Source organism: Comamonas testosteroni TK102 (genome assembly GCF_000739375.1).
Taxonomy (GTDB): domain Bacteria; phylum Pseudomonadota; class Gammaproteobacteria; order Burkholderiales; family Burkholderiaceae_C; genus Comamonas; species Comamonas brasiliensis.
In genome coordinates this window covers 5,259,422-5,282,796 of record NZ_CP006704.1, presented here as the reverse complement: position 1 = coordinate 5,282,796, position 23,375 = coordinate 5,259,422, and the positions used below count along the sequence as shown (strand labels likewise).

At 65.2% G+C, this 23,375-nt stretch carries 16 protein-coding genes and 1 pseudogene; 3 read left to right on the top strand and 14 right to left on the bottom strand.

Translation table 11 applies throughout. The features are described 5' to 3' along the window. Nucleotides 1–6 precede the first annotated feature (6 nt). From O987_RS23915 to O987_RS23900, 4 genes are read right to left on the bottom strand one after another with little or no spacing between them, the layout of a single operon-like run. Complete coding sequence (locus tag O987_RS23915) at nt 7–3,462, bottom strand: AAA family ATPase (RefSeq protein ID WP_043375209.1); 3,456 nt, start codon at nt 3,460–3,462, stop codon at nt 7–9. Then, nucleotides 3,459–4,739: an exonuclease subunit SbcD gene (gene sbcD / locus O987_RS23910; RefSeq protein WP_043375207.1), complete on the bottom strand. Its 1,281-nt coding sequence runs from the start codon at nt 4,737–4,739 to the stop codon at nt 3,459–3,461. Before sbcD ends, O987_RS23915 begins: the two co-directional genes overlap by 4 nt. 48 nt (nt 4,740–4,787) lie before the next feature. Next, on the bottom strand, nt 4,788–5,066 hold the full coding sequence (locus O987_RS23905) for a hypothetical protein (protein ID WP_019042429.1): 279 nt from the start codon (nt 5,064–5,066) through the stop codon (nt 4,788–4,790). 1 nt (nt 5,067) lies between these two features. After that, nucleotides 5,068–5,334, bottom strand: a complete 267-nt coding sequence (locus tag O987_RS23900) for a DUF2164 domain-containing protein (protein WP_043375203.1) — start codon at nt 5,332–5,334, stop codon at nt 5,068–5,070. A gap of 393 nt (nt 5,335–5,727) precedes the next feature. Here O987_RS23900 and O987_RS23895 point away from each other — a divergent pair, with 393 nt between their 5' ends. Further along, a complete protein-coding gene (locus O987_RS23895; RefSeq protein ID WP_043375200.1) occupies nt 5,728–6,702 on the top strand; it encodes a quinone oxidoreductase family protein in 975 nt (324 codons plus the stop codon). Nucleotides 6,703–6,717: 15 nt separating this feature from the next. After that, nucleotides 6,718–7,662 (top strand): annotated as a pseudogene (locus tag O987_RS23890) (LysR family transcriptional regulator). 78 nt (nt 7,663–7,740) lie between these two features. On the opposite strand, the gene O987_RS23885 reads toward O987_RS23890, so the two are convergent. The 7 genes from O987_RS23885 to cysK all read right to left on the bottom strand — a co-directional run bounded on the left by O987_RS23885 (nt 7,741) and on the right by cysK (nt 18,462). Continuing rightward, nucleotides 7,741–8,982, bottom strand: coding sequence for a helix-turn-helix transcriptional regulator (locus O987_RS23885; protein WP_050874072.1), 1,242 nt, complete (start codon nt 8,980–8,982; stop codon nt 7,741–7,743). 206 nt (nt 8,983–9,188) lie between these two features. After that, nucleotides 9,189–10,433, bottom strand: a complete 1,245-nt coding sequence (locus O987_RS23880) for a TolC family protein (RefSeq protein ID WP_043375198.1) — start codon at nt 10,431–10,433, stop codon at nt 9,189–9,191. A gap of 65 nt (nt 10,434–10,498) precedes the next feature. After that, complete coding sequence (locus tag O987_RS23875; RefSeq protein ID WP_043375196.1) at nt 10,499–13,597, bottom strand: efflux RND transporter permease subunit; 3,099 nt, start codon at nt 13,595–13,597, stop codon at nt 10,499–10,501. After that, on the bottom strand, nt 13,597–14,664 hold the full coding sequence (locus tag O987_RS23870) for an efflux RND transporter periplasmic adaptor subunit (protein WP_003051152.1): 1,068 nt from the start codon (nt 14,662–14,664) through the stop codon (nt 13,597–13,599). The genes O987_RS23875 and O987_RS23870 overlap by 1 nt, the downstream gene beginning before the upstream one ends. 78 nt (nt 14,665–14,742) lie before the next feature. Then, the gene (locus O987_RS23865) at nt 14,743–15,153 is read right to left on the bottom strand and encodes a hypothetical protein (protein ID WP_326998630.1); all 411 of its coding nucleotides are present in this window, start codon (nt 15,151–15,153) and stop codon (nt 14,743–14,745) included. Between the two features lie 327 nt (nt 15,154–15,480). Then, on the bottom strand, nt 15,481–17,325 hold the full coding sequence (locus O987_RS23860; protein WP_003051166.1) for an ABC transporter ATP-binding protein: 1,845 nt from the start codon (nt 17,323–17,325) through the stop codon (nt 15,481–15,483). 216 nt (nt 17,326–17,541) lie between these two features. Next, nucleotides 17,542–18,462: a cysteine synthase A gene (gene cysK, locus O987_RS23855; protein ID WP_003051168.1), complete on the bottom strand. Its 921-nt coding sequence runs from the start codon at nt 18,460–18,462 to the stop codon at nt 17,542–17,544. Between the two features lie 156 nt (nt 18,463–18,618). Here cysK and O987_RS23850 point away from each other — a divergent pair, with 156 nt between their 5' ends. Continuing rightward, on the top strand, nt 18,619–19,560 hold the full coding sequence (locus O987_RS23850; protein WP_003051170.1) for a LysR family transcriptional regulator: 942 nt from the start codon (nt 18,619–18,621) through the stop codon (nt 19,558–19,560). A 175-nt stretch (nt 19,561–19,735) separates the two neighbouring features. Here the strand turns inward: O987_RS23850 and O987_RS23845 are convergent, their stop codons facing one another. The 3 genes from O987_RS23845 to O987_RS23835 all read right to left on the bottom strand — a co-directional run bounded on the left by O987_RS23845 (nt 19,736) and on the right by O987_RS23835 (nt 23,186). Next, nucleotides 19,736–21,100, bottom strand: a complete 1,365-nt coding sequence (locus tag O987_RS23845) for an amidase (RefSeq protein WP_043375191.1) — start codon at nt 21,098–21,100, stop codon at nt 19,736–19,738. Between the two features lie 14 nt (nt 21,101–21,114). Then, nucleotides 21,115–21,792: a DUF2848 domain-containing protein gene (locus O987_RS23840; RefSeq protein ID WP_034377128.1), complete on the bottom strand. Its 678-nt coding sequence runs from the start codon at nt 21,790–21,792 to the stop codon at nt 21,115–21,117. A 74-nt stretch (nt 21,793–21,866) separates the two neighbouring features. Then, nucleotides 21,867–23,186, bottom strand: coding sequence for an MFS transporter (locus O987_RS23835; RefSeq protein ID WP_043376928.1), 1,320 nt, complete (start codon nt 23,184–23,186; stop codon nt 21,867–21,869). Nucleotides 23,187–23,375: the final 189 nt, after the last annotated feature.

The window sequence follows — 23,375 nt, the reverse complement described above, 5'->3', positions numbered from 1 at the left end:
CAGGCTTCAGATCAGCAGTCTGGAGTAACCGATTCCGGCTGCCTTTTCCACGCGGATCTGCGCCGGAATACGCTCCTTGAGCGCTTCCACATGGCTGATGACGCCAATCATCTTGCCGCTGGCGTTGAGTGCATCTAGCGCGGCCAGGGCGATCTCCAGCGTGTCGCCGTCCAGCGTGCCGAAGCCTTCGTCCAGGAATAGCGAGTCAATCGAGGTCTTGCTGCTGACCAGATCCGACAGTGCCAGCGCCAGTGCCAGGCTGACGAGAAAGGCCTCGCCGCCCGAAAGCGTGCGCGTGTCGCGTGCCACGTCGCCCTGCCAGCCGTCCACGATGTCCAGTTCCAGCTCGCCCGTGGGCTTGCGCTGCAGCAGATAGCGGCCGTGCAGGCGCTCCAGGTGCCGGTTGGCCAGCAGCAGCAGATGGTCCAGCGTCAGCCCCTGGGCAAACTTGCGGAGCTTGTCGCCCTCCTTGGAGCCGATCAGGCTGTTGAGGCGCTGCCATAGATCGTTGTCCTGCTCCAGTGCCGCAATTTGCAGCAGCAAGGCCTGCTGGCCCGTGCGGCGCTTTTCATCGTCAGCCAGGCGCGCACGCTGGGCACCCAGGCGCTCGGTCAGGTTGCCGCGCTCGGCCTCCAGGGCCTGCAACTGGGCGGTGATGGTCTCGGGTGTTTCCGCAGTCAAGGCCTGGGCCTGCAACCGGGCATGGTGTTGCGTGGCTTCAGCCAGCAAGGTCTGGTTGCGCTGCAAGGCTTGCTGCAATTGATCGCTGCGCTCTGTCAGGCGCTGCCATTCATCGGCGGGCAGCAGGGCCTGGGCAAAGGCGGCGGCATCGGCAAAAGGGCTGGCCTTCAGCGCGGTATCCCATGCGGCCTGCGCTTGGGCGCTGCTTTGCTGCAACTGGGTCAGATGGCCGCTGGCCTGCTGGCTCTGGCCTTGCAGGCTGGCCAGCTGTTGCACCGTGCGCTCCAGCAGTGCGGCGCATTCGACCAGATTGGCGGGCATGGCAGGCGCGGGCACTTGCGCGTCCACGGCCAGCAAATCCGCAGGCGAATCCGTCGGCAATTGCGCAGCGCCTTGCTGCCAGTGCCGGGCGTCTTGAGCGGCTTGCTCCACCTGACGCTGCTGCAATACCAGCTGCTGAGCCAGCGCCTGCAACTGGGTGCTGCGCAGCTGCCATTGCTGCCAGTCCTGCTGGCGCGCCTGCAGCCAGGCCTGGCTGTGCACCGCATCGGGCACCTCCCAGCCGGCTTGCGACATGGCCGCTTGCAGCTCGGTATTCAGGGCAGATGCGCTGGCTTGCAGGGCCTGAACGGCATCGCTCAAACGCTGCTGCTGGGCAGCGTTGCCCTGCTGGGCCTGCTGCACGCGCTCTTGCTGGTGCTCGGCGCCCTGCAAGCTTTGCGCGGCCGCATGAGCCGCATCCCTGGCTTGCTGTGCGCGGCGCTCGCCTGCCTCCGTATCGCTCAGCGCCTGCTGCAGGCTGGCGGCTTGCTGGCTGCCTTGTTGCTGTATCTGCGCCAATGCTTCGGCATGCATCCAGGCATCATCGGCCAGCATGGGCGCGCAGGCCTGGCGCAATGTGCTCCACTGCGCCTGCCATTGCTGGATATGGGCGGTCGTCGCTGCCAGCTGCTTTTGCAGACTGCTGTGCTGGCTTTCGCTGGCCGCGTGATCGGCCTTGCGCTGGCTGCCTTGCTCCTTGAGCGATTCCAGCTCGGCTCTGGCAGTTTGCAGTGCGGCCTCGGTGGCCGATATATCGAGCGCCGCATAGGCGGTGATGGCAGGATGTTCGTGCGAGCCGCACAGCGGGCAGGCCTCTCCGGGTTGCAGCGTGCGGCGGTGCGCCTCCAGGTTTTGAATGCGCCGCTCTTGCGCCAGCAGCTGCTCCTTGTCGCTGACTTTTTCGTTCTGTGCCTTGTACCGGCTGCGCAGGCTGACAAGATCCGCAGCTTGCTGCTGCATGCGTTGGTTGCATTCCTGCAGATCGGCGTCCAGCTGCTGCTCTTGCTGGTGCATGGCATTGCGCTGGCTGGCCTGCTGTTGCAATTGCAAGATGAGCTGCATCTGCTGCTGCGCAGCCTGCCAGCGGGCACGCAACTGAGCCAGGCTGCCGCCATGGGGAGCCAGCAGAGTTTGCTGAGCCGCGTTGGCTTGTTCGGCAGCGCTCTGGGCCTGTTGCAGTGCGGTCTGCGCCTGCTGCACCACGGTGGCTTGCGCACTGCTTTGCTGTTGCAGGGCTTGAGCCTGATTCTGGGTGTCTTGCAGCTCGGCCTGCGCGCTCTGCAATTGCTGTTGGTGTTGTTGGCGTTGTTCAAGCTGTTCGCGCCAGCCGCTCAGCTGTTCGCCGAGTTGGGCATGGGTGGCATGTTGCTGCTGCCATTCGATCAAATCGGTCTGTTGCGCCTGCAGGTCATGCGCAAGCAGCTCTGCTTTTTGGTGTGATTGCGCGGCCAAGGCACTGGCCTGATGGTGCAGGTGCCACTGCGTGCCGCGCGTTTGCGTCAGTCTGTCTTGCAGATCGCTCAGCTGGCTTTGTGCAGCCTCGCTGGCACTTTGCATCTGTTGCCAGCGTTGGTGCAGTGCGGCAATGGCCTGGGCCGGGCCGTGGGCTTGCAGGCGCTGCAGATCGGGTGCGGCAGCATGCAGCGCTTGCCGGGCTTGCTGGACCTGCAGTTGGGCCTGCTCGGCCTGCACCCGCGCTTGTGCGGTTTGTTCCTGCCAGCGCTGCAGGCTGTGCAGGTGCTGGTGGCTTTGTTGCAGATCAGAGAGCGCGCTTTGCAGCTGTGCGGCCTCGGCCTGTAACTGGGTGCGCTCTTCCTCGGGCAGCAACTGCATGCCGTCGGCCTGTGCCTGGGTGGTGCTCAGCAACTGGCGCGCATCGCGGGCGCGCTCGAACACGGTTTGCGAGATCTGGCTGTAGATGTCGGTGCCGGTCAGCTCTTCCAGCAGCTCGGCGCGCTCGTTGGCGCTGGCCTGCAAAAAGGCTGCAAAGCCGCCCTGGGCCAGCAGCATGGATTTGGTGAAGCGCGCAAAGTCCAGCCCGGTGATCTGGGCCATCTGTCTGAGCTTGTCCGCACTTTGGCTGCTGAGGATATGACCGTCGGCCACGCGCGCCAGTTCCACCTTGGGCGCCTGCAGCGCGCCGCTGGCCTTGTCGCGTGCGCGGCGCTGGCTCCAGAAGGCACGGTAGACTGCACCTTTGACTTCGAACTCCACCTCGGCCAGGCAGTCGGCCTGATGGCGTGTCATCAAGTCATTGCTGCCGGCGCTGATGGTAGCCAGACGCGGTGTCTGGTGGTACAGCGCCAGGCAGATGGCGTCCAGCAAGGTGGACTTGCCTGCGCCCGTGGGGCCAGTGATGGCAAACAGGCTGTTGCCGGCAAAGGGTTCGGCAGTGAAATCGACCTGCCACTCGCCCTTGAGCGAATTGAGATTCTTGAGACGCAGCTTGAGGATTCTCATGCGGCGCTCCCGGGGAGGTTCTCAGGGTGGCTCAGGGATTCGACCACGCTGCGATAGCGCTCGGTCAGCGCCTGCTGCAGCGGCGGCTCCAGTGTCTCCAGTGCCAGGCGGCGGGCAAACACGTCCTGCGGGGTCAGCTCGTCCAGCGACTCCATGGCTGCGCTTTGCAACTGCGGTGCGCTATTGCCGCGCTGGCGCTTGATGCGCAGCACCTGCACGGGCAACTCCTCGACCAGGGCCTGCACACGGGCGGGCAGGTCGGCCAGATAGTCATCCTCTTCAATCGTGATATCCAGCCAGGTGGCGCGCTTGGGGTCTGCGTCAGCGGCTATTTGTTTCAGTGCGTTTGGCAGATCGGCCAGGGTACAGCGCAGCGCGGCCATTGCTTGGGACACCGGAACGGGCAGAGACGTTACGCCCTGCAAGCCGCTTTCGTTCAGCTCGACCAGCAATACCTGCTTGGTCTGGCGCGCTTCGTCAAAGCCCAGCGCAATCGGCGAGCCGCTGTAGCGGATATGTTCCATGCCGCCCACTTTTTGCGGCTGGTGGATATGGCCCAGCGCAATGTAGTCGGCGGGCGGGAAAGCATTGGTGGGAAAGGCTTCGAGCGAGCCCACATAGATCTCGCGCACCGACTCGTTGCTGCTGGCGCCCACGGTGGTCAGATGGCCGGTGGCGATGATGGGCAGCTTGCGGCCCAGCGTGGCTTGCAGCTTTTGCTGCAGGTCCAGGGCCGCTTCATACACCTGTCGATAGGTGGACTGAATGGCGGTCTGCAAGGCCAGCTGCTTGTCCTGCGCGCTTTGACCGGCCTGGCTTTGCTGCACGTCGCGGGCGCGGATAAAGGGCAGGGCGCAGACAATGCAGCCGGGCTGGCTTGCACCGTGTGGGTCTGAGCGGCGTGCATCTGGACCGCGTAGTGGCAGGGTGACGGCATGCTGCTGCGGAGCGCCGGTGGAGGCAATCACCTGTGTGCCCAGATGGCGCAGCAGATCGCGGCTTTCGTCGAGCACGCTGACCGAGTCATGGTTGCCGCCCAGAATCAGCAGGCCCACACCGGCCTGGTGCAGCCGCGCAATCAGCTGGTTGTAGAGTTCGCGCGCATAGCTGGCCGGTGCGCCGGTGTCGAACACATCGCCGGCAATCAGCACGGCGTCGACCTGATGGGCCTGTACCTGCTGCAGCAACCAGTCAATCAGGGCCTGATGTTCGGCCTGGCGGCTGCGGCCCATGAAGTGCTGGCCCAGGTGCCAGTCGGAGGTGTGGAGAAGACGCATGCGGCGATGGTATGCCAGCCGGGCCGGCTGGCGGGCGCAGGCGCCTTCTTATTCGCTGTCCAGCCGTTCTTGCGACAGCTCTTGTTCGAACAAGGCATGGCCTTTGGCCCAGCCGCCACCCCAGATCAGATCCATGGTCTCGGCCAGAGCTTCCAGGCGCGGTTCGTCGAGGTCCGAGCGCGCATGCTCGGCCTGAAAAAGGCGGTAGAGCGCGGCCTGGGTCATGCCTTCATCCCTGAGTGCCTGGGCCAGCGCCACCAGCGTCGCCGCAGGCGGAGGCGGCTGGTCTGGCCGCAGAGCTGCCTGCAGGCGCCGGGCGGGCATCATCTCAGCGCCTGCCAGCGCGCTTGGCCGTCCAGTAGCTGAATTCTTCCTTGCCCACCTCATAGTCCAGCTCCTGCAGCCTGGCCTGCAGGTTCTCCTGCACATCGGCCACGGCACGGTTGTAGATGCTGGGGCCTATTTCCGCGAGAAAGAAATTCAGCAGGGCACCGGATTGCATATTGCCTATGGGCTCGTCCATGTTTTCGCGGAAATAGCGTTCTATGGAGGCAATGGCCTGCTGCTGTGCGTGTTTGGGGAGTTCTATGCTCATCGATCAAGCGTTCCTGTAAATTTCTGGCGCTTCAAGCGTCTGACGGACAAGGATTATTGTGGCGTATCGTGCTTCATCGGCTCCGGAGCGAGCGGTGCTGCAAGTCGATGTATTTCTGGCTGCCTTTGCTGCCGCAACAGTCTGTGCCTGCGCGGGCCTGGCATGCAGACCTTCATGGATGGACGCGGGCTCGGCGCTCTTGTTCAGGCAGGCCGCGACGTCGCCTCGCGGCTGGCGATGGGCCAAGAGTGCCTGATTCTGGCTGTCGGCCCTGGTGCATGTCAGCATGCAGATATTGCTGCATCGCATGCACTTATCATGTGCATGCGCTCATGTTGATGCACGCAGATGGCATGAATACGATGGTTTCTTCATCATTCCCAAGGAAAAGCCATGGCCCTCGCCATTCGAATCTACAACGCAGGTGCGCCCGAAGTGATGCAGCTCGAAACGCTGGATCTGCCGTCGCCGGGGCCGGGCGAGGTTCTGCTCGAGCAGACTGCCATCGGTGTCAATCCTCTGGATGTCAGCCAGCGCAAGGGCCTGGTCCCGATTGCATTGCCTTCGGGATTGGGTCTGGAGGGTGCGGGGAGCGTGGCCGCAGTGGGTGCGGGAGTCCCGGGCCTGAAGGTGGGGGATCGGGTCGGCTACGCCACCGGTCCGCTGGGTGCCTATGCCAGTGCGCGCCTGTTCCCTGCCGGTCGCCTGGTCAGGCTTCCGGACGCACTCGGGGATGACGCTGCTGCGTCGGTCCTGTTCAAGGGCATCACGGCCCAGTATCTGCTCAAGACCACCGGCCAGGTGAAGCAGGGCAGCCGCGTGCTGATCTATGGCGCTGCGGGGGCGCTGGGGCAGCTGATGTGCGCCTGGGCAAAGCACCTGGGAGCCCAGGTACTGGGCGTCGTCTCCAAGCCGGCCAGCGTGGAGCGCGCCAAGGCGGCAGGCTGCGACCAGGTGTTTGTCTTCGACGCGCAGTCGCTGCCATCCCAGGTGATGCAGGCCACGCAGGGGCAAAAGGTGGACGTGGTCTACGACCCCATCGGAAAAGACACTTTCTCCGCTTCGCTGGACTGCCTGCGGCCCAGAGGGCTGATGGTGTCGTTTGGCGCCACCTCGGGCTTGCCGCCGGCCGTCGAGCCGGGAGTGCTCAATGCCAAGGGTTCGCTGTTTCTGACCCGCCCTTCGCTGGCCGCACATACGGCAACGATAGAGGAGTACCAGAGCCGCGCGCAGGACGTGCTGGATGCCATCGCCGCCGGCATACTCAGGCCCCACGTCTGGAAAAGCTACGCGCTCAAGGATGCCGCTGCGGCGCACGCGGACCTGGAGCAAGGCCGCTCGCAAGGATCGATCATCCTCACTCCCTGAATCGCCACAGACACCATGCACATACTCGACAGTCAGCGCACGGACGAGCTCGCCACGCTGCTCGCACTGGCAGAGCAGGGTTCATTTGCCGCCGCGGGACGGTCTCTCGGGCGTCATCCTTCGGTGCTCTCCAAGCGCATGCAGGCGCTCGAGCGAAGACTGGGTGTGCGGCTGGTGGAGCGCACCACGCGCCAGCTGCATTTCACCAGCGAAGGCCTGCGGCTGGTCGAGAAGGTGAGTCAGGCCAGCCACCTGATTCGGGAGGCGGAGCAGGAAGCGGCGCAGGGAGCTCAGGAAACGCGAGGACGCCTGCGCCTGTCCATACCCGCGTCGATGGGGCGGCGCTGGATCAGTCCCATGCTGGCCGAATTTTCCCTGGCCTATCCGGAGGTCGTGCTCGAAGTGGAGTACAGCGACCGCATCGTGGACCTCGTGGGAGAGCGTTTTGATGCCGCCATACGCATCGGCCATCTGTCGGACAGCCGGCTGGTGGCCGCGCGACTGTGCTAGCAGTACCGTCTTCTGTGTGCATCCGCCCGCTATCTCGAGCGCCACGAAGCACCCCGCAGACCCGAGGATCTCGCCCGTCACAACTGTCTGGGCTACACCGGTCTGCTGGATTTTCCGCAATGGCGGCTCGTCAGGCCCGCAGGCAGGCGCTCAGCCAGGGTGGTCGAATCGGTGCGCGTCAGCGGTTCCATGCTCAGCAACGACAATGAAGCGCTGCTTCATGCAGCCCTCAAAGGTGTGGGCATCATCGCCGGCAGCGACTGGCACCTCGTGCCCTCCATCCATGCCGGAGAGCTCGTCCGCATATTGCCGCAATGGACATTGGGGGAAGCCGGCGGCATCTACCTGGTGCGCCCATCGGGGCAGTACAACACGGGCGCCATGAAGGCGTTCAAGCCATGGATGACCGAGGCCTTTGCGGCAGCGCCCTGGCGGCCCGCAGATCGCTGAGGAACCTTGCCTGTCCCGCTGCTCCAGGGCGATGAGGGCGGGCTGCACAAGGCCTGGGGCGCGGCTGCTGCGCGAGGGCTAGGTGCCGCTCTTGCTTCCCAGCCAGGCCGCGCTATTGAGAAAGAAGCGCACCAGCTCGCTCTGGCGACGGGCGCCGGTCTTGGAGAAGATGGAGCGCAGGTGAGCTCTTGCGGTATTGAGGCGGATGCCCAGCGCTTTGGCGGCCTCCTCCAGCGTCAGGCCATGGGTCAGCTGGATCACCAGCGCGGTCTCCGCCGACGTGAGCTGAAACAGCTGCTGGGCCAGATGCGCGGACGGATCGGCCTTGCCATCGGTGTTGCGCATGAACACCGCGACGCAGGGACGACTCTTGGCCTCTGCTTTTTCATCCGAGGAAATGCTCTGTACGACAAGCCCCCAGTTGAGCTGACCCGAAGGACGCGCAATCGAGATGCCTTCGGTCATGACCGAGGTCGATGTCCGGGAGGACAGCAAGGCATCCTTGATCAGGCGCTGGAGCTTGCGGTTGTCGCTCGCATATTCAGCCTCCAGCATGCCGCCGGAGATCCGGATGCCGTCCTGAGCATCGAGAATGCCTTTGGCCGCAGGATTGCTTTCCAGCAAGTGAGCATTCTGGTCCAGGATGACGACACCGACCATCAGGCGCGCCGTGACGCTGCTGTACAGCGACATGACCTGGCGGTCATGGTGCAGCGCCAGATGCATGTTCAGCGCACGGCGGATATGCGGCATGATCATGCGCCCCAGATCCAGATCCCTCTGGCTGAAGGCGGGTTCCGACTCGGGACGCGTGATCCGCAGGCCGTAGACACTGCCATCGGTGGTCACGATATCGGCAGCCATCACATGGAAAATATTGTGCACACGGCACCAGTCCTTGTAATAGACGCTGCTGCGCCATTCGCTTTCGGACATCAGGTCCGGAATGGTCTTGAATTGCTCCTTGGGCATGCCAAGGAACGGACTGTGCTCGCTGTAGACGTCGTGCGTAAGCAAGTCCTTGAGTCCTCCGGATGCGGTGATCGTCAAACCGATATTGTCGCCCTCGGTCTGGCGGATGATCAGCACGGCAAAATTGCTGCGCATATGCGTGCGAATCACTTCCAGGCAAGACACCCAGGCTTCCGGCAGGGAAGCCGCGTCATAGAGGTGATTGATGAATTCGCTGAAACGCTCCGCGCTGATCAGCTCTTCGGTCGCCGGGCTCTGAATGGCGGATAGCGGGCCATCCTTGATTGCAAAACTCGTGGAAGCTTGTGCGTAATCGATGGGTTTCAGTTTGCCGTAGGTGGGACTCATTGCGTTGACCTCTTGCTGCATCGCATTATCAGCGTCTCATTGCCCGGCTTCGATTTGCAAGACTTCATCCATGGTGTCATCAGTGCTCCCTGGCTCCGGCGCTGGCCAGGACGAGCCGGCCGCAATTGGCAGGGCCGATATTCTCGCTCCTGGCCCGGCCGGCAGCGGCAGCCACAGGTGCGGGCACCGCACTGCCTGGCGAGACATCAATCGTCAAAGTCCCAGAGCTCATGCAGGTCCAGGCGCAGGCGGCTGTCGCTCTCCAGCGTGTCCACGCGTGCCATGCGCTCGGCCAGCACGGCGTCGGCAAGCACGCGGCGCGCAGCCAGCAGCTCGGCCAGGCCGGACTCGCCGGCACGATAGGCACGCATTGCGCGGTCGGTCGCGCTGCGCTGGAGCGTCGCCGCACGGACCTGTGCCGCGGCGGCAGCACGCCTGCCATTCAGCTGGCTCCAGAGCACATCGAACTCCGCACCCAGGCGTCTGGCTACCGCCAGGCGACGCGACAGCGCTGCATCGGCATCGGTCAGCGCTGCCGCAGCCTGGGACTGCCGATAGGCGGAGCCCAGTGGCAGACTGATGCTGAGGCCTGCAATGCGCTCGGCACCGCCGCGCTCGCTGCTGGCAAACACACCGATCGTGGGGTCGGGGTGGCGCTCGAGATCCGTGCGGCGGGCCTGGTGCAGCGCCAGAGTCTCCTCGGACAGGGCCAGCAGATGCTCATGGCTGTGCTCTATGTAGCGTGAGCGCAGCTGAGCCTCCGATCCGCTCGGGAGTGCGGGCAGCGCGCTTGCGTCGATTGAAATGCGGGCCAGAGGGCAGAGGTCGGGAAAGCGTGCGCAGAGCTCGGCCCGCGCCGAGGTCTGCGCGGCCTCTGCTGCGGCCAGCGCAGCCTGCATGCGGGCCTGTTCGGCGGCAGCCAGCTCGGCTTCAAGTCTGGCTGCATCGCCCGCGCGCAGGCGGCGCTCGGTGACGCGCGCCAACTCTGCAGCAGCATCGGCATTGTCCTGCGCCGCCTGGCGGGCCTGAGCCGCGCGCAGAGCCGAAAACCACAAGGCCAGCAACTGGCGTGCCGTCTCGTGTCGGGCATCTTGCGCTGCCAGCAGGCCGGTGGCCCGGGTTGCCTCGGCCAGCTCGGCGTCGACAGCGGCCTTGCCCCAGAGTCGCAGCGGTCGCTCCAGGGCAATCTGGCCTTCGGTAAAACGCTGGCCTGAGCCGTCATGCGTCCAGCGGCGCTGGCCGGAGGCGCGCACCACGGTTTCATGTGATCCCGTGCGCAGGCCGTCGGCGCGGGCTCGGGCCGCGCGTGTTACCGCCTCGGCCTCTTGCACTGCCGGTGACTGGTCCACGGCCATGCGCACGGTGGCTTCGGCAGGCAGATAGCTCTGAGCCTGGGCCGCACCCGCAAGCAGCAGAGCGCAGGCACAGGCATGAAACAGGGCGTTCTTCATAGACATACCCGGGAAATGGAAATTGAAATTGCCTAGGGATCTTGGGCACAAAGCGTTTGCCGCATTCATGGGCGCACCTCCTTGGCGCTGCGTGCCAGGCCAAAGCGTTCGAACAGCAAGGGCAGCAGCAACAGGGTCAGTGCCGTGGAGCTGATCAGGCCCCCGGCCACGACCACGGCCAGCGGGCGCTGGATTTCCGAGCCCGGACCGGTAGCCAGCAGCAGCGGGACCATGCCCAAAGCCGTGATGCAGGCCGTCATCAGCACCGGCCTCAGGCGGTCACGCACGCCCTGGCGTACAGCCTGGGCCAGTTCCATCCCCGATGACAGCAGCGCGTTGAAGTGTGAAACCAGAACTACGCCGTTGAGCACGGCAATGCCCAGCAGTGCAATAAAGCCCACGGAGGCGGGGACCGACAGATATTCGCCACTAAGGCGTAAAGCGGCCATGCCGCCCACCAGCGCGAACGGGATGTTGGCGATGACAAGCAAGGCTTGTCGCGTCGAACGGAAGGTGAGAACCAGTAACACGAAGATGGCCGAGAGCGCCACAGGCACGACCAAGGCCAGACGTGCGGCCGCGCGTTGCTGGTTTTCGAACTGGCCGCCCCAGACAATGCGCAGATTCTTGAGGTCGGGGTCGGCATTCACCAAGGCCTGGGCCTCGCGTACAAAGCCTGCGAGATCGCGCCCCTCGACATTCACCTGGACCACGGCAAAGCGTGCTCCGTCCTCATGGTCGATACGTACCGGACCGTCCTGAGGGGAGAGTGTCGCGAGAGAGGTGACTGGCCAGACCGTGCCGTCGGGTGCGGTCACCAGCAGGCTTGTCAGGCCTTCCGGTGACTGCCGCAGCGCTGCTGGACCACGCAGCAGCAGCGGCGTGCGCGCCATGCCTTCGGGCACGATGCCGATACGCTCGCCCTCTACCAGTGCACGTAGCTGGGCCTGCAGGGCATCACCGGAGAAACCGGACTGACCGAGTGCTGCGCGATTGAGCACGACCTGCAGGTATTGCACGCCGCTGTTGCTGGGTGCAATCACTTCGGAGGCGCCGGGGATGCTGCGCATGCGCGCCGCAATCGCCTGGGCGGCGGCGTCTATCCTGGCCAGGTCGGCGCCGAAGATCTTGATGGCCACGTCGCCGCGCGCACCGGTCAGCATCTCGGATACGCGCATCTCGATGGGTTGTGTGAAGCCGTAGATCAGGCCTGGAAAACCCTCCATCACGCGGCGGATGGAATCGGCGATGTCCTCCTTGCTGCCGCGCCATTCGGCGCGAGGCTTGAGCACCAGAAAGGTGTCGGTCTCGTTGAGACCCATGGGGTCCAGCCCCAGATCGTCCGAGCCCGTGCGCGCCACGATGGAGCGGATTTCCGGAACGCCTTCGAGCAGCGCTTGCTGCACGCGCTGATCCATATCCAGCGATGCGGGAAGCGAAATCGACGGAGCTTTCTGCAACTGCACGATGAGATCGCCTTCGTCCATGGTCGGCATGAAGGTCTTCCCCACGGACAGATACAGGGCCGCCGCGCCGGCGAGCGTCGCTACCGCGAGACCGAGTACCGTGCTTCGGTGCGCGAGGCTCCAGGCCTGCATCCGCGCAAAGCCGCCTGCCAGCCTTCGCATCAGCCAGGGCGCATCGTCGGCATGTGAGCGCAATACCAATGAAGCCAGCGCCGGAACGACGGTAAATGCAATGAGTACAGAAGCACCCAGGGCCAGGACGATGGTCAGCGCAACCGGCGCAAACAGCTTGCCTTCCAGGCCTTGCAGCGACAGCAGCGGCAGGAAAACAATGGCGATGATGGAAACGCCCGCCAGCATGGGAGCCGACACGGCCGACACTGCATCCCGAATCAAGGCGAAGCGGTCCTCGGCTGTTGCCGCAGATCCGTCTTCCTGCCGCTGAGCCAGTGCGGTCTCAATGTTCTCCACCACCACCACCGAGGCGTCCACCAACATGCCCAAGGCAATCGCCAGACCACCCAGGCTCATCAGATTGGCTGTCAGGCCCACATAGTGCATGAGCAAGAATGTGCTCAGCATGGACAGCGGAAGCGTAGCCGCCACCACCAGCGCAGCACGCAGGCCACCGAGAAACAGATAGAGGATGACGACCACCAGCACACTGGCTTCGACCAAGGCGCGCATGACGGTGCCAGCGGCGCGCGAGACCAGCTCGCCGCGGTTGTAGAACACCTGGGTGCTCATTCCCTCGGGCAGGCGCGGCGCCAGTTCGTCGAGTCTGGCCTGCACGGCGTCGACCAGGCGGCGAGCATCCACGCCGCGCAGGCCCAGCACCAGTCCCTGTACCGCCTCGCCCTGCCCGTCGCGGCTCACGGCCCCATTGCGCGTGGCCTCGCCCAGGCGCACAGTGGCCACATCACCTACCGTGGCGGCCGCCTGTGCATTGCTGGCCGGCACGACCACCACTGCACGCAAATCGTCGAGCCCGCGGACCCCTCCCTCCACGCGCACCACCCAATGTTCCTCGCCACGATCCAGCCGGCCTGCTCCGTCGTTGCGGTTGTTGGCCTCTAGCGCCTGACGCAGCTGATCCAGCGTCACGCCGCGCGCGCGCAGCCGCGCCGCGTCCGGAATCACCTCGTAGCCGCGCACCACGCCGCCCAGGGCATTCACGTCGGCAACGCCCGCAACAGTGCGCAGTGCCGGTCGTATCACCCAATCGAGCACATAGCGGCGTTCGGCCAGCGAGTGGCTCTCGCTGTCAATGGTGAACATGAACATCTCGCCCAGCGGCGTGGTGATGGGAGCCAGCCCCCCTTCGGCCGTGGCGGGCAGATCACGCTGCAGGCCGGCCAGGCGCTCGGACACCTGCTGGCGTGCCCAGTACACATCCGTGCCTTCCGAGAAGTCCACGGTCACGTCGCTGATGCCGTACTTGGAGACCGAGCGCACGATGGTCTTGTGCGGCAGGCCCAGCAGTTCCTGCTCTACGGGCGTGGAGACGCGCTGCTCTACCTCCTCGGGCGTCATGCCCGGCACCTTGAGGATCACCTTCACCTGGGTGGGCGAGATATCGGGAAAGGCATCAATGGGAAGTTGCACATAGGCCCAGGCGCCAGCGAGCGCCAGGGCCGCTGCAGCGAGCAGCACCAGAGCGCGCTGGCGCAACGAGAAATCGATCAGCTTGGCCAGCACTACTCACCTCCGGACAGCAGGCTTTTGAGTGCAGCGATGCCTGCCACCGCAATCTGCGCCCCGGCCGGCAGCCTGCCGCGCACCACGGCAGTCGCCTCGTCCCGGGTCTCCACCGACAAGGCCGTGAAGCGCACGCTCTGTCCTGTTTCTATGAATACACCGCTCTGGCCTTGCCAGTACACCAGTGCCGCCGCCGGGATGCGCAGACGGTCTGCGGCATTGGCCTGCGCCTTGCCCGTGCCAGACTCCTTGAGCGTCAGCATGGCCGTGACACTCTCGCCCAGACGCAGATCGCCGTTGTTGCTCAGCGCCACGCGCACGCGCATCCCCGCGCTGCCGTCCCCCACGGGCGCAATGCCCTCGACACGGCCTGTGGCGGCGCGCGTGGCAACCTGCACACGGTCGCCCACAGCGGGCAGCGGAACCTCGCGACCGAGCAGCAGATCCAGTTCCAGCGCCTTGGGGTCAGCCACTCGCACCAGCGCTGCCGAAGCCTCGACGCGCGTGCCGGGCTGGACCATGACTTCGGTCACAATGCCCGCGCGCGGCGCCAGCAACTGTGCCTCCTTGCCATCCATCTTCACGCCGCTGGCAGCCAGTTCGGCGCGTCTGGCCTGGGCCATGGCCGCCGCTTCGACAGCGTGCGCCTGGGTTGTCTGCCAGCGGCTGGCGGCGATGATGCCGTCGTCATGGAGCATCCGGTCGCGCGTCAGGGCCTGCTGCGCCAGCCGCGACTGCGACTCGGCTTGCGCCACTGCGCGACGCGCTTCATAGAGCTGTGGACTGGCAAATGTCGCCACGGGCTGGCCGGCTCGCACGGACTGTCCCACCGCGACCAGCACGCGCGGCAGCATGCCGGCATAGGGAGCTGCAACCACGACCTGGGCATCGGGTCTCAGCAGCACACGCGCATGGGCCGAAACATTGAGTTCGCCAGAACTCTTGATGGATTGAAAGCGCACGCCCAAGGTACGCGCCTGCTCGGGGGATAGGGGCACGGCCTCGGCGGCCATGCCTGTGACTGGCAGCGCAAGTGCGCCAGCCAACAGCCATTGGTACAAGTACATTCCTGACTCCGGAAAAGGAAAAGACATGCATCCATGCGCAGGCACGGATGCTGACCAGCCTGTGAAAGGCTTGGGAGCTCAGGAAAATTGAGGCGGAGCTTGGGCCGGAGACGGCCGGATGATGCGACCGCGCCAAGGCCAAAGCCTGTGCACGGGTTTCGGGCGCGGTACGGGTCTGGCGGCAATGCAACGCATGCGCGACGCACGCAGACCCCAAGTCAGCAGAGCCAGGCCAATGATGGCCAGCAGCGGAACCGCCAGCAGATCCAGCGGTTGCAATGCGTTCTGCACATCCACTTCAAAGGGCTCGGCTTGAGCCTGAGGGGCAGGGTGGTCGCTGCGAGAGTCGTGTCCGGTGAACAGATGGAAATGAGAATCAGCAATTCTGGAGGGCGTCGTGTGCACGTGCAGGCCAGATTGATTCGGAGTCCCGAAGTGGCCGTGCAGCAGCGGAATCAGCAGTTGCGCTGCCATGATCAGCAGCAGCAATGCGCTCCGCAGAGAAAGTCTCTGGATGGCACGCGACATGCGGTCGATTGTAGCGCTGCGACTTTCGGTGCAACAGCGCAATCCATTGATCAGGATTAGACATCCCGCCGATAAACGGCCGGCCTTTCAGCGGGCAGGGCCATCCGCAGCAGCGCCTGCAGCGATGGCTGAGGCTCGAGAGCATGGTGTCGTGCCGGCCATTGCATGGCTGCTGCAGCGCAGTCAAAAAAAGGGGAGCCAAGCTCCCCTTCGAATTGCCGGTGCCCTTATGAAAAGAGCCGAATGCGCCGCATATCAAGCGCTGCAAGCCATGCCGGCTGGGCCGGTCTATTGCACGGCCTCGTCCTGGTCGGCCAGAAAGCCGCCGCTCTGGTGTGCCCAGAGCTTGGCGTAGATGCCGCCGTGCTGCAGCAGTTGCTGGTGCGTGCCTTCCTCCACGATATGGCCTTCGTTCATCACGATCAGGCGATCCATGGCCGCGATGGTGGACAGGCGGTGGGCAATGGCGATCACGGTCTTGCCGTCCATCAGCGAGTCCAGGCTTTCCTGGATGGCGGCTTCCACCTCGCTGTCCAGCGCGCTGGTGGCTTCGTCGAGCAGCAAGATGGGCGCGTCCTTGAGCATCACGCGTGCAATCGCCACGCGCTGGCGCTGGCCGCCCGAGAGCTTGATGCCGCGCTCGCCGACCTGGGCGTCGTAGCCGCTGCGGCCCTTGAGGTCGGTCAGCGTGGCGATGAAGTCCGAAGCCTCGGCCTTGTCGGCAGCGGCGTGCATGTCGGCTTCGCTGGCGTCGGGGCGACCGTAGAGGATGTTGTCGCGCATGGATCGGTGCAGCAGCGAGGTGTCCTGCGTCACCATGCCGATGGCGCTGCGCAGGCTGTCCTGCGTCACGCCGCGGATGTCCTGGCCGTCGATGGTGATGCGCCCGCTTTGCGGCTCGTGAAAGCGCAGCAGCAGATTGACCAGCGTGGACTTGCCAGCGCCCGAGCGTCCGATCAGGCCGATGCGCTCGCCGGGGCGGATGTGCAGGTTCAGATGGTCCAGCACCTTTTTGCCGCCCGCCTTGTAGCCAAAGCTCACATCCTCGAAGGCAATCGCTCCTCGCGTGACCTGCAGCGGCTTGGCGTCGGGTGCATCGACGATGGTGCGCGGCTTGGTCAGCGTGGTGATGCCGTCCTGGATGGTGCCCACGTTCTCGAACAGGCCCGTCATCTGCCACATCACCCAGTGCGAGTAACCCATCAGCCGCAGCGCCATGGCAATCACGGCCGCCACCACGCCGGCGGAGGCCTGACCTTGCGTCCACAGATAGAGCGCCGTGCCGCCGCTGCCCAGCAGCAGCAGGGCAATCATCAGGTGGTTGGTGATTTCGAACAGGCTGACCAGACGCATCTGCGCATAGCCCGTGGCCTTGAAGGCCTCCATGGCATTGCGCGCATATTCGGCTTCGCGGCGCGTGTGGGCAAACAGCTTGACGGTGGCGATATTGGTATAGGCATCGGTGACGCGGCCCGTCATCATGGAGCGCGCATCGGCCTGCTCCTTGCCGATCTGGCCCAGGCGTGGCACGAAATAGAAGCAGGCAGCGGCATAGGCGACGAACCACAGCGCAAACGGAATCATCAGCCGCCACTCGAAGCTGGCGGCCAGGATCAGAATGCCGATCATGTAGACGCCCACGCCCACAAACACGTCCACCACCATGAACACCACTTCCCGCACCGACAGCGCGGTCTGCATGATCTTGGTGGTGATGCGGCCGGCAAACTCGTCCGCATAGAAGGACATGCTCTGGCCCAGCATCAGCTTGTGGAACACCCAGCGCAGCCGCATGGGGAAGTTGATGGCCAGTACCTGGTGCATCACGGTGGTGTGCAGGGCCAGCAGCGCCACGCTGCCGAGCAGGATGGCGGCAATGCCCTGCACCGTGGCCTGCTGTTCGGCCCAGAAGTTGGCGGGCGAGACCGTGCCCAGCCAGTCCACCACGCGGCCCATGATGGCGAACAGTACGGCTTCATAGGCGGCCAGCAGGGCCGAGGTAAGGGTCATCAGGCCAATCCAGCCGCGCATGCCCTGGGTACAGGCCCAGACAAAGGCAAAGAATCCCTTGGGCGGAACCTTGGGCTCCTGGCCGGGATAGGGGGCTACCTGTTTTTCAAAAAATCGGAACAAGATGGAAATACTCCCGTGTCATGCTTGTGGCATATCTTGTCCCCATGGTAGGGGAGTGCCCTGGTTTGGTGTCAAGCGGACTCGATGACCGCTTGTCCCATGGGCCATTGGCATGGGTCGATGAGCGCGCGGCGAACTCGGGCTATGCGCGAGGTGTGCGGCGGGCATGAAAAACGCCGCATCTTGTGCGGCGTGGCAGGAAAGCGCGCGGCGCGATCAGGCGTTGGGCAGGAAGCCTTCCACCGACAGATAGCGCTCGCCCGTGTCGTAGGCAAAGCCCAGCACCCTGGCGCTGGGCGGCAGCTCGGGCAGCTTCTGGGCAATGGCGGCCAGCGTGGCGCCCGAGGAGATGCCGACCAGCAGGCCTTCCTCGCGAGCGGCGCGGCGCGCGTATTCGCGTGCGGGCTCGGCTTCCACCTGGATCACGCCGTCGAGCAGGCTGACGTCCAGATTCTTGGGCACAAAGCCGGCGCCAATACCCTGGATGGGGTGGGGCGCGGGCTGACCGCCGGAGATCACGGGCGATGCCGCGGGCTCCACCGCATAGACCTTGAGGTTGGGAAACTTGGCCTTGAGCACCTTGGCCACGCCGGACAGGTGACCGCCCGTGCCCACGCCGGTGATGAAGGCGTCGAGGCCGTCGGGGAAGTCGCGCAGGATTTCCTGGGCCGTGGTGGCCTCATGCACGGCCACGTTGGCGGGGTTCTCGAATTGCTGGGGAATCCAGGCTCCGGGCGTCTGGGCGGCCAGTTCCTGGGCGCGGGCGATGGCGCCCTTCATGCCTTTTTCCTTGGGAGTCAGGTCAAAGGATGCGCCATAGGCCAGCATCAGGCGGCGGCGCTCGATGCTCATGCTCTCGGGCATGACCAGGACCAGCTTGTAGCCCTTGACGGCTGCGACCAGGGCCAGGCCCACACCGGTGTTGCCGCTGGTGGGCTCGATGATGACACCACCGGGTTTGAGCGCGCCGGATCTCTCGGCGTCTTCCACCATGGACAGCGCAATACGATCCTTGATGGAGCCACCTGGGTTGCTGCGCTCGGACTTGATCCAGACGTTGGTATTGCTGCCGAACAGACGGTTGATGTGAATGACGGGCGTGTCGCCAATCGTTTGCAGAATGTTGTCAGCTCTCATCGGACCTCCGCGAATAAGGGGTGGTGGGACAGTGGATCGCAGCGCAGGATGTCTGCGCAGACACAGAGCATTGTGCACGCAAGCGTTCTGCGAATGGGCTATATCGATATGACCCGAAAAGTGGGCAAGGCAGCGGGCGGTGATTAACATCGCCCCATGAATCTACGGTTTCTGGAAACCTTTGTGCTGCTGGCCGAGCTGCGCAACTTCCGCATGACGGCCGAGCGGCTGTTCACCACACAGGCTGCCGTCTCCAGTCGCATCGCCACGCTGGAGCAGGAGTTCGGCGTGCGCCTGTTCGACCGCGGCGTGCGCGAGGTCACGCTCACGGCCGACGGCGCCAAGGCCCTGGTGCATGCCGAGCGCATGCTCAGGCTGATGCGCGAGATGCGCGAGGACATGCTGGACAAGCAGGCCTATGCGGGCGTGATCCGCATCGGCGCCATCGAATCCATCGTGCACAGCTGGTTCCCCGACTTTCTCGCACTGCTGCAGCAGCGCTATCCGCGCCTGCAGGTGGAGATCGCCTGCGACACCACCATCCATATGTCGGAGCAACTGCTCAAGGGCCAGCTCGATGTCTCGCTGCAGGCCAAGCCCGTGTCCGGCGGTGCCATTGCCAATCTGTCGCTGGGCGAGTTCGCCATGGCCTGGGTGGGCAGCCCCAAGCTGGGCATAGGCGACGAGACCCTGAGCCTGGCCGAGCTGGCGGCTTTTCCCATCATGAGCTTTGCGCGCGGCTCCGAGCCGTATGCGGTGATCGAGCAGCTGTTCAGCGCCGAAGGCAACGCCTCGCCGCACATGAACTGCATTGCCTCGGTGGCGACCATGATCCGCGTGGTCTGCGACGGCCTGGGCGTGGCGGCCGTGCCGCCGGCCATCATCCAGCGTGAGCTGGCCGAGCAGCGCCTGCGCCTGCTGCGCGTGGATCGCGAGTTCCCCTCGCTGCCGCTGGTGGCCTGCTGGCGCAACGATCACCAGAACCCGCTGGCTGAAACCGTGGTGCGCGCCGCCGAAGAGGTGGCCACGGCGTTTGCGCTGAACCACGGCCAGGCCGTGGCGCGGCTGCCGGGCGCCCGTCTGGCAGGGGACGCTTAAAGCGCAGGAGCAGGCACAGCTGGTGCTGGCACCAATGCCTGCCGAGCCTGGGGGGGGGGCCTCATACTGAATAAAAAAGGAGCTGCTACCGCCTGTTGCATATAGATTTCAGAGTGTTTTCTGTCTGAAATCGTTTGCAGTAAAGCGTTAGCAGCTCCTATTTTTTGATCGGCAATCAGGCTTGGGCGAGCAAGGCCTCGACGGCCAGTGCCACCGACAGCAGGCGTTGGTCCTGAGCGGCCGTGCCGGCCAGGCTCAGGCCCACGGGCGCTTCGCCCGGGCGGTGGCAGGGCAGGGACACCGCGCAGCCGTCGAGGAAGTTGATCAGCGTGGGATTGCGCAGCATCAGCCCGTTGGCCGCGAAATAGGCTTCGTCGCTGGCCTCAAGCTCGGCAATCTTGGGCGCGATCACGGGCACCGTGGGCATGAGCATCAGGTCGTGATCGGCCATCTGCGCCTGGACGCGGGCAATCCACTGCTGGCGGCGCGCCAGGAGCTCGATATAGTCGGCCGCGCTGATGTCCTTGCCGCGCAGAATGCGCGTGCCCACGCGCGGATCGTAGTCGGCCAGGCGGCCGGCGCCGTCGATATGGCTGCGGTGCCAGGCCCAGGCCTCGGCGGCGGTGAAGCCGCCCTTGGCATTGATCTGCGCAAGCTCGGAGAAGGGCGGCACCACGGCCTCGGTGATCTGCACGCCGGCCGCGTACAGCAGCGACAGCGCACGCTGCCAGGCCGCGGCCACGGCGCTGTCCATGCCGTCCAGCACCACATTCGTGGGCGTCAGCAGGCGCAGGCCCTGCAGCGAGGCCGCGCGCAGTTCGCCCTGCGATTCGCCCGACAGCACCGCGTCCAGCGCGGCGCAGCAGCGCACGCTGGGCGCCAGCGGTCCGATGGAGTCCAGATTGGCAGACAGCGGCAGCACGCCCTGCATGGGCACGCGGCGCGCCGTGGGCTTGAAGCCGGTCAGGCCGCACAGCGCCGAGGGAATGCGCACCGAGCCGCCGGTGTCCGAGCCGATGGCGGCCAGCGCCATGCCGTCGGTCACCGAGATGGCCGCGCCGGAGGACGAGCCGCCGGGAATGCGGCCGCCGTCGTTTTCCCGCTGCCAGGGATTGCGCGGCGTGCCGTAGTGCGGATTCAGCCCCAGGCCCGAGTAGGCGAACTCGGTCATATTGGTCGTGCCCACGATGACCGCGCCCGCGCGGCGCAGGCGCTGCACGACTTCGGCCGTCTGCGTGGCGGGTGCGGCATCGGCCAGCAGCCTGGAGCCGCCCAGCGTGGGGTGGCCCGCGATGTCGAACAGATCCTTGACCGAGATGGGCAGGCCTTCGAGGGGCGAGCGTGCCAGGCCAGCCGAGCGCAGCGCATCGCTGGCGCGGGCTTCCGCCAGGGCCTGCTCGGGCAGCACGCGGGTGAACACGCGCGGGCCTTCGCCTTGCGTGGCGCGCTCCAGTGCCTGCTCGGCCAGTTGCACGGCGCTGGTCTGGCCTTGGGCCAGGCGCTCGGAGACCTGGTCCAGGCGGGGAGAGACTGACGTCATGGGTAGCTCCGTGTTCAGGCGACGATGTCCAGCAGCTCGCTGCGGTAGCGGTGGCGGATGCTGCGCTGGCTGCGCGGGTCGTACAGCTCCATGGCGAACTGCGTGGCAGGGCGTATGCCGCCGATGGCGGCCATGGTGCCGCAGGTCATGCCACTGCCTTCGGGCAACTGGCTCTGGCCGCCGGTGTAGCCCGCGATCAGGTCCTGGGGCGTGCGCAGGCTGGCCAGCGTGCCTTCCTGGTACAGCACTTCGCGGCCGTCCTCCACGATCCACGAGCGCAGGATCAGCTCGTCCCAGTGGCCGGCCACATCGGCGAAGCGCCAGGCCTGAGTGGCCACGGGCTTGATGCAGGCCTGCTTGGAGAAGGCAACGCTATAGGCTTCGAGCTTGCGGTCGGTGTGGTCCGAGGCCAGGCTCACGAACATCTCGCCGTCATGGCTGAAGACGAAGACCTCGGCCTCGCCCGAGGAGTCCGGGCCGAGTACCTGCAGCGTGCTGCTCTGGCTCAGCTGGTTGCTGGCGATGCGGTAGTACAGCGGCACGGCGCTGGGGCGCGGAATGCCGAGCGCGGCCAGCTCCTCGATGTGGTGCTCGATGGCCGCATGGTCGCGTCCGGCCCAGCCGGCGACGATCAGGGTGTCGAAGATGGGGGCCAGGGTCTGGCCTTCGGGGGTGGTGAATTGCAGTTGCATGGCGGAAAGCTCAAAAAGGAGAGAGCGGGGCCTTGGGCCCCGCATGGCGGCGCTGCGCAGGCAGCGTCAGGAAGTCACTGCTTCTTGACGAAGAGCACGACTAGGAAGGCGGCGAGGAACTCCAGCGCGGCCACGAAGTACAGCCCCGAGGACAGCGAGCCGGTGCTGGTCTTGAGCGCGCCGATCATGTAGGGCGCCACAAAGCCGGCCAGGTTGCCAACGGAGTTGATGAGGGCGATGCCGCCGGCGGCCGCCGTGCCGGCCAGAAAGGCCGAGGGAATGGACCAGAACACGGGGAAGGCGGCGAGGATGCCGACGGAGGCCAGCGTCAGCGCGCACAGGGCCAGCACGGCGTTGTGCAGGAACATGCCGGTCAGGATCAGGCCTGCTGCGGCGATCAAGGCGGCGATGGCGCTGTGCATGCGGCGCTCGCCGGTCTTGTCCGAATGCATGCCGTTCCAGACCATGGCCAGCGTGCCTGCGAGAAAGGGAATGGCCGAGATCAGGCCGATCTGCAGATTGTTCTGGATGCCGATCTCCTTGATGATGGACGGCGACCAGAAGGCGATCGTGGCGTTGCCGCTGACGATGCAGAAGTACACGGCGGCGCACAGCCAGACGCGGTAGTTGCGGCAGGCATCGGCGAAGGAATGCTGCTTGTGGCCTTGCTGGCTTTCCTCGGCCACGGCGGCGCTGACGGCGCGCTGCTCGGCTGCGCTCAGCCACTTGGCGTTCTCGGGTTTCTCGGGCAGCCAGGCCAGCACGAAGAAGCCGGCGATCACCGAGGGAATGCCTTCAAGGATGAACAGCCATTGCCAGTTGGCCAGATGGCCCACGTCCTGCATGCCGTTCATGATGGCGCCTGCGATCGGGCCGCCCACGGCGCCGGCGATGGCGAACGAGGTCATGAACAGGCCGTTGATGCGGGCACGGTGGCGGGCCGGGAACCAGTAGGTCAGATACAGCACCACACCGGGGAAGAAGCCCGCCTCGACCACGCCCAGGATGAAGCGCAGCACATAGAACATGGTGGGCGTGGTCACATAGGCCATGGCCATGGACGCCACGCCCCAGAGGATGGTGATGCGCGCCAGTGTCTTGCGTGCGCCGATCTTCTCCAGCAGCAGGTTGCTGGGCACTTCGAACAGGAAGTAGCCGATGAAGAAGATGCCGGCGCCCAGGCCGTAGACAGCCTCGCTGAACTGCAGGTCCTGCAGCATCTGCAGCTTGGCGAAGCCGACGTTGACGCGGTCTATCCAGGCCAGGACAAAGAGAAAGACCAGAAAGGGGATCAGGCGCCAGGTGATCTTGCGGTAGGTGGCGTCCATGTCGGGGTGCACGTGCGCACCGGCATGGCCGGCAAGAGGGTGGGTGGCGGAAGCCGGGCTGCTCATGGGAGTCTCCTGTATGCGAAAGTGCAGCGGGCACATGGGGCGCTTTTGCTGGCGCTCCTGTGTGTCTTGGAACATTGGAATGCGGCGCGGGCCGGTGTTCCTGTGGCGGCAGTATCGAAAGGCAGCGAGGGGCTGTCCAACAAGAAATTCTGAGCGGCCCTGAATGCAAATTCTTATGAGCAGAGGTGG

What these genes read in the sequence shown, in the direction of transcription:
- O987_RS23915 (WP_043375209.1), bottom strand. Translation starts at nt 3,462, where the DNA reads ATGAGAATCCTCAAGCTGCGTCTCAAGAATCTCAATTCGCTCAAGGGC.
- sbcD (WP_043375207.1), bottom strand. Translation starts at nt 4,739, where the DNA reads ATGCGTCTTCTCCACACCTCCGACTGGCACCTGGGCCAGCACTTCATG.
- O987_RS23905 (WP_019042429.1), bottom strand. Translation starts at nt 5,066, where the DNA reads ATGATGCCCGCCCGGCGCCTGCAGGCAGCTCTGCGGCCAGACCAGCCG.
- O987_RS23900 (WP_043375203.1), bottom strand. Translation starts at nt 5,334, where the DNA reads ATGAGCATAGAACTCCCCAAACACGCACAGCAGCAGGCCATTGCCTCC.
- O987_RS23895 (WP_043375200.1), top strand. Translation starts at nt 5,728, where the DNA reads ATGGCCCTCGCCATTCGAATCTACAACGCAGGTGCGCCCGAAGTGATG.
- O987_RS23885 (WP_050874072.1), bottom strand. Translation starts at nt 8,982, where the DNA reads ATGAGTCCCACCTACGGCAAACTGAAACCCATCGATTACGCACAAGCT.
- O987_RS23880 (WP_043375198.1), bottom strand. Translation starts at nt 10,433, where the DNA reads ATGAAGAACGCCCTGTTTCATGCCTGTGCCTGCGCTCTGCTGCTTGCG.
- O987_RS23870 (WP_003051152.1), bottom strand. Translation starts at nt 14,664, where the DNA reads ATGTACTTGTACCAATGGCTGTTGGCTGGCGCACTTGCGCTGCCAGTC.
- cysK (WP_003051168.1), bottom strand. Translation starts at nt 18,462, where the DNA reads ATGAGAGCTGACAACATTCTGCAAACGATTGGCGACACGCCCGTCATT.
- O987_RS23850 (WP_003051170.1), top strand. Translation starts at nt 18,619, where the DNA reads ATGAATCTACGGTTTCTGGAAACCTTTGTGCTGCTGGCCGAGCTGCGC.
- O987_RS23845 (WP_043375191.1), bottom strand. Translation starts at nt 21,100, where the DNA reads ATGACGTCAGTCTCTCCCCGCCTGGACCAGGTCTCCGAGCGCCTGGCC.
- O987_RS23840 (WP_034377128.1), bottom strand. Translation starts at nt 21,792, where the DNA reads ATGCAACTGCAATTCACCACCCCCGAAGGCCAGACCCTGGCCCCCATC.
- O987_RS23835 (WP_043376928.1), bottom strand. Translation starts at nt 23,186, where the DNA reads ATGAGCAGCCCGGCTTCCGCCACCCACCCTCTTGCCGGCCATGCCGGT.